At 64.0% G+C, this 9,191-nt stretch carries 7 protein-coding genes and 1 pseudogene; 3 read left to right on the top strand and 5 right to left on the bottom strand.

Translation table 11 applies throughout. From position 1 onward, the window contains the following. From rpoB to rplJ, 3 genes are all read right to left on the bottom strand, one after another. Positions 1 to 3,856, bottom strand: a 3,856-nt coding sequence (rpoB, locus tag V7E26_RS27310; protein ID WP_324422352.1) for a DNA-directed RNA polymerase subunit beta, incomplete at its 3' end; no start/stop codon positions are given. Between the two features lie 373 nt (positions 3,857 to 4,229). Then, a complete protein-coding gene (gene rplL, locus V7E26_RS27315) occupies positions 4,230 to 4,607 on the bottom strand; it encodes a 50S ribosomal protein L7/L12 (RefSeq protein WP_324422354.1) in 378 nt (125 codons plus the stop codon). Between the two features lie 51 nt (positions 4,608 to 4,658). Next, on the bottom strand, positions 4,659 to 5,177 hold the full coding sequence (gene rplJ / locus V7E26_RS27320) for a 50S ribosomal protein L10 (RefSeq protein WP_324422356.1): 519 nt from the start codon (positions 5,175 to 5,177) through the stop codon (positions 4,659 to 4,661). A 629-nt stretch (positions 5,178 to 5,806) separates the two neighbouring features. Here rplJ and V7E26_RS27325 point away from each other — a divergent pair. From V7E26_RS27325 to sigJ, 3 genes are read left to right on the top strand one after another with little or no spacing between them, the layout of a single operon-like run. Then, complete coding sequence (locus tag V7E26_RS27325; RefSeq protein WP_324422358.1) at positions 5,807 to 6,184, top strand: hypothetical protein; 378 nt, start codon at positions 5,807 to 5,809, stop codon at positions 6,182 to 6,184. After that, positions 6,177 to 6,722, top strand: coding sequence for a hypothetical protein (locus V7E26_RS27330; protein WP_324422360.1), 546 nt, complete (start codon positions 6,177 to 6,179; stop codon positions 6,720 to 6,722). Before V7E26_RS27325 ends, V7E26_RS27330 begins: the two co-directional genes overlap by 8 nt. Beyond that, positions 6,694 to 7,587, top strand: coding sequence for an RNA polymerase sigma factor SigJ (gene sigJ / locus V7E26_RS27335; protein WP_324422361.1), 894 nt, complete (start codon positions 6,694 to 6,696; stop codon positions 7,585 to 7,587). The genes V7E26_RS27330 and sigJ overlap by 29 nt, the downstream gene beginning before the upstream one ends. A 4-nt stretch (positions 7,588 to 7,591) precedes the next feature. Here the strand turns inward: sigJ and V7E26_RS27340 are convergent. Together V7E26_RS27340 and rplA are read right to left on the bottom strand one after the other, a co-directional pair. After that, positions 7,592 to 8,540: pseudogene (locus V7E26_RS27340) on the bottom strand (2-hydroxyacid dehydrogenase). Between the two features lie 115 nt (positions 8,541 to 8,655). Then, on the bottom strand, positions 8,656 to 9,191 hold a 536-nt coding region (gene rplA / locus V7E26_RS27345; protein WP_324422363.1), incomplete at its 5' end, for a 50S ribosomal protein L1.

Here is a 9,191-nt window from a genome sequence, read left to right on the forward strand (position 1 = left end):
GGCCGCCGAACTGCGCCTTGCCGCCCAGCGGCTGCTGGGTGACGAGCGAGTACGGACCGATCGAACGCGCATGGATCTTGTCGTCGACCAGATGGTGCAGCTTCAGCATGTAGATGTAGCCCACCGTCACCTTGCGATCGAAGGCGTCGCCGGTGCGGCCGTCATAGACGGTCGACTGGCCGGAGGCGTCGAAGCCCGCGAGCTTCAGCATCTCCTCGATGTCGGCTTCCTTGGCGCCATCGAACACCGGCGTCGCGATCGGCACGCCGTGGCTGAGGTTCCTGCCGAGCTCCATCAGCTCGTTGTCGTTCAACGACTTGATGGTTTCATCGTCGCCATAGATCTTCTTCAGGGTCTCGCGCAGCGGCTTGAGATCCTGCTTCTGATAGAAGCTGTCGATGGTCTGGCCGATGCGCTTGCCGAGGCCCGCGCAGGCCCAGCCGAGGTGCGTCTCCAGAATCTGGCCGACGTTCATGCGCGAGGGCACGCCGAGCGGATTGAGCACGATGTCCGCGTGGGTGCCGTCCTCGAGGAACGGCATGTCCTCGATCGGAACGATCTTGGACACCACGCCCTTGTTGCCGTGACGGCCGGCCATCTTGTCGCCGGGCTGGATCTTGCGCTTCACCGCGACGAAGACCTTGACCATCTTCATCACGCCGGGCGGCAGTTCGTCGCCACGCTGCAGCTTTTCGACCTTGTCGAGGAAGCGCTGCTCAAGGCCCTTCTTCGATTCGTCGTACTGCTTACGCATCGCCTCGATTTCACCCATCAGCTTGTCGTTGGGCGAGGCGAACATCCACCACTGCGACTTCGGGTACTCCTCGAGCACGGCGCGCGTGATCTTGGTGTCCTTCTTGAAGCCCTTGGGACCGGCGATGCCCTGGCGGTTTTCCAGGAGATCGGCGAGACGGCCGTAGACGTTACGGTCGAGGATCGCCTGCTCGTCGTCGCGGTCCTTGGCCAGACGCTCGATCTCTTCGCGCTCGATCGCCAGCGCACGCTCGTCCTTGTCGACGCCGTGACGGTTGAACACGCGCACTTCAACGATCGTGCCCTGCACGCCCGGAGGCACGCGGAGCGAGGTATCGCGGACGTCGGAGGCCTTTTCGCCGAAGATGGCGCGCAGCAGCTTTTCTTCCGGCGTCATCGGGCTTTCGCCCTTCGGCGTGATCTTGCCGACCAGGATGTCGCCGGCGCGCACTTCCGCGCCGATATAGACGATACCGGCTTCGTCGAGGTTCTTCAGCGCTTCTTCCGAGACGTTCGGAATGTCGCGGGTGATTTCCTCAGGCCCGAGCTTGGTGTCGCGGGCCATGACTTCGAATTCCTCGATGTGGATCGAGGTGAAGACGTCGTCCTTCACGATCCGCTCGGAGAGCAGGATCGAGTCTTCGAAGTTGTAGCCGTTCCACGGCATGAACGCGACCAGCACGTTGCGGCCGAGCGCGAGCTCGCCGAGATCGGTCGAGGGACCGTCGGCGATGATGTCGCCCTTCTTGACGATGTCGCCGACCTTCACCAGCGGACGCTGGTTGATGCAGGTCGACTGGTTGGAGCGCTGGTACTTCATGAGACGGTAGATATCGACGCCCGACTTGGTCGGATCGAGATCCTCGGTGGCGCGGATCACGACGCGGGTGGCGTCGATCTGGTCGATCACGCCGGAACGGCGGGCGGCGATCGCGGCGCCGGAGTCCCGGGCGACCACGCCTTCCATGCCGGTGCCGACGAACGGCGCCTCGGCGCGAACCAGCGGCACCGCCTGGCGCTGCATGTTCGAGCCCATCAGCGCGCGGTTGGCGTCGTCGTTCTCGAGGAACGGGATCAGGGCTGCTGCCACCGAAACGAGTTGCTTCGGCGACACGTCCATGTAGTCGACCTTGTCGGGCGTGATCGGCAGCACTTCGCCGGCGTGACGGCAGACGATCAGGTCTTCGGTGAAGCGGCCCTTGCCGTCGAGCGGCACGTTGGCCTGCGCCACGCGATAGCGGCCCTCCTCCATCGCCGAGAGATAGATGACCTCGTCGGTGACGCGGCCGTCCTTCACCTTGCGATAGGGTGTTTCGACGAAGCCGTACTTGTTGACGCGCGCGAACGTCGCCAGCGAGTTGATCAGGCCGATGTTCGGACCTTCCGGCGTCTCGATCGGGCAGATGCGGCCGTAATGCGTCGGATGCACGTCGCGCACCTCGAAGCCGGCGCGCTCGCGGGTCAGACCGCCCGGGCCAAGCGCCGAGAGACGGCGCTTGTGGGTGATCTCCGACAGCGGGTTGGTCTGGTCCATGAACTGCGAGAGCTGCGAGGAGCCGAAGAACTCGCGCACCGCGGCGGCCGCCGGCTTGGCGTTGATCAGGTCCTGCGGCATCACGGTATCGATGTCGACGCTGGACATGCGCTCCTTGATGGCGCGCTCCATGCGCAACAGACCGATGCGGTACTGGTTCTCCATGAGCTCGCCGACCGAGCGCACACGGCGGTTGCCGAGGTGGTCGATGTCGTCGATCTCGCCCTTGCCGTCGCGCAGGTCGACCAGCGTCTTGATGACGGCCAGGATGTCTTCCTTGCGCAGCGTGCGATGGGTGTCGGGCGCGTCGAGCTCGAGGCGCATGTTCATCTTGACGCGGCCGACCGCGGACAGGTCGTAGCGCTCGGCGTCGAAGAACAGCGACTGGAACATCGCCTGCGCGGAGTCGAGCGTCGGCGGCTCGCCCGGACGCATCACGCGGTAGATGTCGAACAGCGCGTCCTCACGCGTCATGTTCTTGTCGGCATGCAGCGTGTTGCGGATGTAGGCGCCGACATTGACGTGGTCGATGTCGAGCAGCGGCAGCTCCTTGTAGCCGTGCTCGTTCAGCGACTTCAGCAGCTTCTCGGTGATCTCCTCGCCGGCTTCGGCATGGATTTCACCGGTCTTCGGATTGACGAGGTCCTCGGCGACGTAGTTGCCGACCAGTTCCTCATCCGACATGCGCAGCGCCTTCAGCCCCTTCTCCTGGAGCTGGCGGGCGGCGCGGACGGTGAGCTTCTTGCCGGCCTCGAGCACGACCTTGCCGGTATCGGCGTCGATCAGGTCGTTGACCGTCGAATAGCCGCGGAAGCGGTTGGCGTCGAACGGCACGCGCCAGCCTTCCTTGCCGCGCTTGTAGGTGATCTTCTTGTAGAAGGTCGAAAGGATCTGCTCGCCGTCGAGACCCAGCGCATACATCAGCGAAGTCACGGGAATCTTGCGGCGGCGGTCGATGCGCGCGAACACGATGTCCTTGGCGTCGAACTCGATGTCGAGCCAGGAACCGCGATACGGAATCACGCGCGCGGCAAACAGCAGCTTGCCGGACGAATGGGTCTTGCCCTTGTCGTGGTCGAAGAACACGCCGGGCGAACGGTGCATCTGGGAAACGATGACGCGCTCGGTGCCGTTGACGACGAAGGTGCCGTTCATGGTCATGAGCGGGATGTCGCCCATGTAGACGTCCTGCTCCTTGATGTCCTTGACCGACTTGGCGCCGGTTTCCTCGTCGATATCGAACACGATCAGGCGCAGCGTCACCTTGAGCGGCGCAGCATAGGTCATGCCGCGCTGGCGGCACTCGTCGACGTCATATTTCGGCGGCTCGAACTCGTAGCGGACGAATTCGAGCATCGAGGTGCCCGAGAAGTCCGAGATCGGGAACACCGAGCGGAACACCGCCTGCAGGCCCTCGTCCAGCCGGCCACCCAGCGGTTCCTCGACCATCAGGAACTGATCATAGGACGCCTTCTGAACCTCGATGAGGTTCGGCATCTCGGCGACTTCCTTGATGTGTCCGAAGAACTTGCGAACGCGTTTGCGACCGGTGAATGTCTGCTGCGCCATCGTGGCCTCTCATTTTCGTCGCCCTCTTGGGCGAACCTTCCGAAGCGCGACTGCCATCGCCCCCGGGTTGAATTGTCGAATCGCCTAAAGGAACAAAGCCCAATTTCAGGAATTAAGTCCTGAATCCGCGCTCCAGACCTTCAAAACGCAAAACGACGCGCGGGGCACATGACTGCACCCGCCCGTCCTAACTGGTCGCTTCACGGACTGAAAAAGCCCGAAATCTGACTGTCTCCCAACGGCTTACACCGGGAACACCCTGCCGTTCCCATCGCCTGCCGTATTTTTCCTGCTGCCACCCCAATATGGGGCGGAAACGTGGAGATTCGAGGAGCTAACCCCGCGAATCCCCACACTTTTCTGTGTAGTACGCTTACTTCAACTCGACCTTCGCGCCAGCCTTTTCGAGCTGGGCCTTGATCTTGTCGGCTTCGTCCTTGTTCACGCCTTCCTTGACGGGCTTCGGAGCGCCTTCGACGAGGTCCTTGGCTTCCTTCAGGCCCAAGCCGGTGATGGCGCGGACTTCCTTGATGACTTCGATCTTCTTTTCGCCGGCGGCAGCCAGAACGACGGTGAAGTCGGTCTTCTCTTCAGCCGGAGCGGCGGCGGCGCCACCACCCGCGGGACCGGCAACCGCCACGGCGGCAGCGGCGGACACGCCCCACTTTTCTTCGAGGAGCTTCGCGAGTTCGGCAGCTTCGAGCACGGTGAGGCTCGAGAGGTCGTCGACGATTTTCTGCAAGTCAGCCATTGATCTATTTCCTTAAGAGTTTGGTTCGAACCAGATTTGATTTGCGAAGGGTCAGGCCGCTTCGCCCTTTGAGGCATAAGCCTGGACGACGCGCGCGAGCTTGGCCGCGGGCGCGGTGGAGAGCTGAGCGATCTTGGTTGCCGGCGCCACCAGGAGGCCGACAAGCTTGCCGCGCAGTTCGTCCAGCGACGGCAGCGAGGCAAGTGCCTTCACGCCGTTCACATCCAGGACGGTTTTACCCATCGAACCGCCGAGAATGACGAACTGCTCGTTCGTCTTGGCGAATTCGACGGCAACCTTCGGCGCCGCCACCGGATCGTTCGAAGTAGCGATCACGGTCGGCCCCTTCAGCAGGGAACCGATGGCAACGACATCCGTGCCTTCAAGAGCAATTTTGGCGAGACGGTTCTTCGAGACCTTCACCGACGCGCCCGCCTGCTTCATCTGCATGCGCAGCTTCTGCATCTGGGCCACGGTGAGGCCGGAATAGTGGGCGACGATTGCGACGCTCGTGGTCTTGAAGACCCCGTTCAGCGCCTCAACCGCGTCCTTTTTTGCCGCTCTTTCCACAGCAAGCTCTCTCCGGTTGGCGGCCTTCGCGCGAACGAGACCGCCGGGTTGCACCCATCGTCCCGCCCAGAACCTGACCTCAAGACACCAGTCCTCAGGACACGTCGGGCAGACGACATCTTAAAAGCCTGCCCTCCCGAACCAGATGGCGCGGGGTGTCGAGGTTCGAACCAAATCGGCCATCGCGCCGCCGATAGCGGCGGTTACGGCGAAATCCGGTCTTCACCCGTCTATGCAGGCTGTGAAATTAAGCCGTTGGAGAAACTTGCATTTCCTCGCGGGCGCCTGCAGTCTCGGACAGGATCGAGGTCATTCGGCAAGCCGACGGACCCCTGCCGCACGCCACCGAAACGATGAGTTTCCTTCCTTTCGAGCAATCCAAGCGGATGTCCAGAAAGGAATGATCTCCTATCGTAGCGGGTTTTCGGAATGCGAGCACAGACGTGCCAGCAACGGGGCCAGCACGCCCGGAAGACGCTGTTTAACGAGTCTTACCCGGCTTGCCAAGAGCAAATTTCGCACCAGTTTGCCGGCCGGCCGAAGAAAAAATTTCGATCGGAACCCCAACTTTTTTGACGCCCCCGTCACACCGGCCTGCCCTGGCTCGTCTTGGCCGCAGGAGGTGCCCCATGCGGCGTCAGCTAGCGGCCATTCTCGCAATACCGACGGTCCTGAACGGGCTCATCATGCTCGTCAACGGGCCGTTCTGGTACCAGACGGTACCGGGGGTACCGGATACCGGTCCTTTTAACCCGCATTTCGTGCAGGACATCGGCGCCGCGTTCCTCGTGGCTGGCCTTGCGCTCGCCGCGCGGGCGTGGCGGCCCCGCTACTGGCCGGCAGCCGTCGCGGGCGCCGGGTTCCTTGGCGTTCACGCCCTGCTCCATGTGGCGATCATGGCCGGCGGCCACAGCCATCACCCCGCCTTCGACCTCCTCGCGATCGTGCTGCCGTCCGCGGCCGCGCTCTATTCCGCCTTCCCCAACCAAGGAGAACATCATGCGTAGTTGGATCGCGCGCCGCACCTTGCGCGCATTTACCGAACGGTATGGCTACGACGTCAGCTATCTCGAAATGCTCTTGAACGAATCCCCCGCCGGCTTCTTCAAGTTCGCACCGATCATGAAGGCGTCCGCCCATTGCGAGGTGGTTCCGGTCGAGGCCTGCTTCGCCGCCAAGATCGTCGGCGCACTGGCCGAGGATTGCGGCCCGTGCACGCAGCTTGTCGTCGACATGGCGCTGGAAGCCGGCATGGCCAAGGACCAGATCGAGGCGGTTCTCCGCCGCGAACCGCGCGCGATGAATGAAGCGACCACGCTCGGCTTCCGCTTCGCCGACGCGGTGGTGCGTCGCTCCGCCGACGACGAGGAGTTTCGCGATGCCGTTCGTGCCGAATGGGGGCAGAAAGGCGTGATAGACCTGACGATGGCACTGCAACTCGGCCGGATGTTTCCGATGGTGAAGGCAGGCCTCGGCTATGCCAGGGAATGCCGCCGCATCAGCGTGAGTGGACACGATGTCGACGTCGTCAAGCAGGCTGCATGATCCCGACCCGCTGGCGCCCCATCGCGGGCGCCTGCTCGGGCTCGCCTATCGCATGCTGGGCAGCCGCAGCGACGCCGAAGACGTCGTGCAGGATGCCTATATCCGCTTTGCCGGCGCGCAGGACGTGCACAACCCCGAAGCCTTTCTCGTCACCGTCGTGACGCGGCTTTGTCTCGACCGCCTGAAAAGCGCGAAGGCGCAGCGCGAGGTCTATGTCGGGCCGTGGCTGCCCGAGCCGGTGTTCGATGCCGAGGGCCTGTCGCCCGATGCCGCCACCGAACTCGCCGACGACCTGTCGTTTGCGCTGTTGCTGGCCCTCGACCGGTTGTCACCATTGGAGCGCGCGGCGTTCCTGCTGCACGACGTCTTTGACACGCCGTTCCCCGAGATCGCCGCCATGCTCGACCGCACCGAGGCGTCCTGCCGGCAACTGGCCTCCCGCGCCCGCCGCGCGGTGCGCGACGATCGCCCGGCGCCGGCGCAGACGCCTGACAATCACGCCCGCCTGCTGCAGGCTTTCGGCGAAGCGGTTGCCAGCGGCGATGTCGCCCGGCTTGCCGCGCTGCTGCGCGAAGACGCCGTGGCGCTCACCGATGGCGGCGGCCGCAAGACCGCGGCGCGCCATCCAATCATCGGCCCGGAAAAGATCGCGCGCTTCTTCATCGGCATCGCCGCCAAGAACGCCGGCCACGATATTCGCATCGAGCCCGCCATGATCAACGGCGCCGTCGGCGCCCTGCTCTATCTGGACGGCGAACTCGATCACACCATGAGCATGGCGATCTCAGGCGAGAAGATCGCGGCGATCTATATCGTCCGCAATCCCGACAAACTGCGCCATCTGCCGGCCGCCGGGCTGCACTGAGCCGTCAGTCCGATGCCACCTGATAAGGCAGCGGCTTGCCGGCGAAGAACGCGTCGAGATTGGCCATCACGCAGTTCTGCATCGCCACATGCGATTCCAGCGTATGGCCGCCGATATGCGGCGCGAGCACGACGTTGGGCAAAGCTGTAAGTGCATCCGGCGCATGCGGCTCCTTCGCGTAGACGTCGAGGCCCGCGCCGGCGATGGTCTGGTCAGTCAGCGCCGCGATCAGCGCCTGCTGGTCGATGACCGAGCCGCGCGAGATGTTGACGACGTAGCCGTCCTTGCCGAGCTTGCGCAGGATATCCGCATCGACGACGCGGTTGGTGTCCTCGCCCGCGCGCACCGCGATCATCAGGACGCTGCACGGCCAGCGCATCGAGCGTCGGAAAATACCGGTACGGCACGTCGTGCCGGCTGCGGCTGAAATAGCCGACCTCGGTCTCGAAGGCGGCGACGCGCGCGGCAATCTTGCGGCCGATCTCGCCCATGCCGTAGACGCCGATCTTGCGGCCCAGCATCCCGGGTTGCGGGCGCATCATCGGCGACGGCTTTGCCGCCGCCCAGCTGCCGCCCCGCACATAATCGTCCAACGCCAGCAGCCGCCGCGTCGTCGCCAGCATCAGGGTAACAGCGATATCGGCGACCGAGGCCGCGTTTGCGCCCGGGCTGTGACCGACGGCAATGTTGCGCTTCCTCGCCGCCGCCAGATCAACGCCGTCATAGCCTGTGCCGTAGCAGACGATCGCACCGAGTTTCGGCATCATGTCCATCGCCTCGCTGCGAAGCGGCGTGCCGCCCGCCGTGATCATCGCGCGGATGTCAGCGAGTTGTTCCGCCGGGAATACTTCGTTGGGCGGCTTGCCGGCGGCATTCAGCAGTTCATAGCGTTCGCCAAAACGCTCCATCTGCGCCTTTGGGAAACGCGAATAGATCAGGACTCTTTCGGGCATTGTTGTTCCTTCTTGGCAGGTCCGGCGCTGCGGCGATCGCACGAGGGCTCAAACGCAAAGGGCGGAATCGGTGGTCCGATTCCGCCCCTTTTCTGATCACGTAACAGGCAACCAGCTAGCCGAGCAGCGTGCCGGGTTCGACCTTGACGCCCGGCCCCATGGTGGAGGAAACCGCCACGCGCTGGATGTAGGTGCCCTTGGCGCCGGCCGGCTTGGCCTTCGACACTGCGTCCGCCAGCGCCTTGACGTTCTGCACGAGCTTTTCCTCGGAGAACGAGGCCTTGCCGACGCCGGCCTGCACGATGCCGGCCTTCTCGACGCGGAATTCGACCGAGCCGCCCTTCGCGCCCTTCACGGCGGAGGTGACGTCCATCGTCACGGTGCCGATCTTCGGGTTCGGCATCATGCCGCGCGGACCGAGCACCTTACCGAGACGGCCGACCAGCGGCATCATGTCGGGGGTGGCGATGCAGCGATCGAAATCGATGTTGCCGCCCTGCACCTTCTCGACCAGGTCTTCGGCGCCGACGACGTCAGCACCCGCCGCCTTGGCTTCTTCCGCCTTTGCGCCGCGGGCGAACACGCCGACGCGCAAGGTGCGGCCGGTGCCGTTCGGCAGGTTGACGACGCCGCGGACCATCTGGTCGGCGT

The sequence above is a fragment of the Bradyrhizobium sp. genome (genome assembly GCF_036735945.1).
Lineage (GTDB): Bacteria > Pseudomonadota > Alphaproteobacteria > Rhizobiales > Xanthobacteraceae > Bradyrhizobium.

Excerpts from the sequence above, each read along its gene's own strand:
- V7E26_RS27330 (WP_324422360.1), top strand. The coding sequence starts at position 6,177 with ATGCGTAGTTGGATCGCGCGCCGCACCTTGCGCGCATTTACCGAACGG.
- V7E26_RS27325 (WP_324422358.1), top strand. The coding sequence starts at position 5,807 with ATGCGGCGTCAGCTAGCGGCCATTCTCGCAATACCGACGGTCCTGAAC.
- sigJ (WP_324422361.1), top strand. The coding sequence starts at position 6,694 with ATGTCGACGTCGTCAAGCAGGCTGCATGATCCCGACCCGCTGGCGCCC.
- rplL (WP_324422354.1), bottom strand. The coding sequence starts at position 4,607 with ATGGCTGACTTGCAGAAAATCGTCGACGACCTCTCGAGCCTCACCGTG.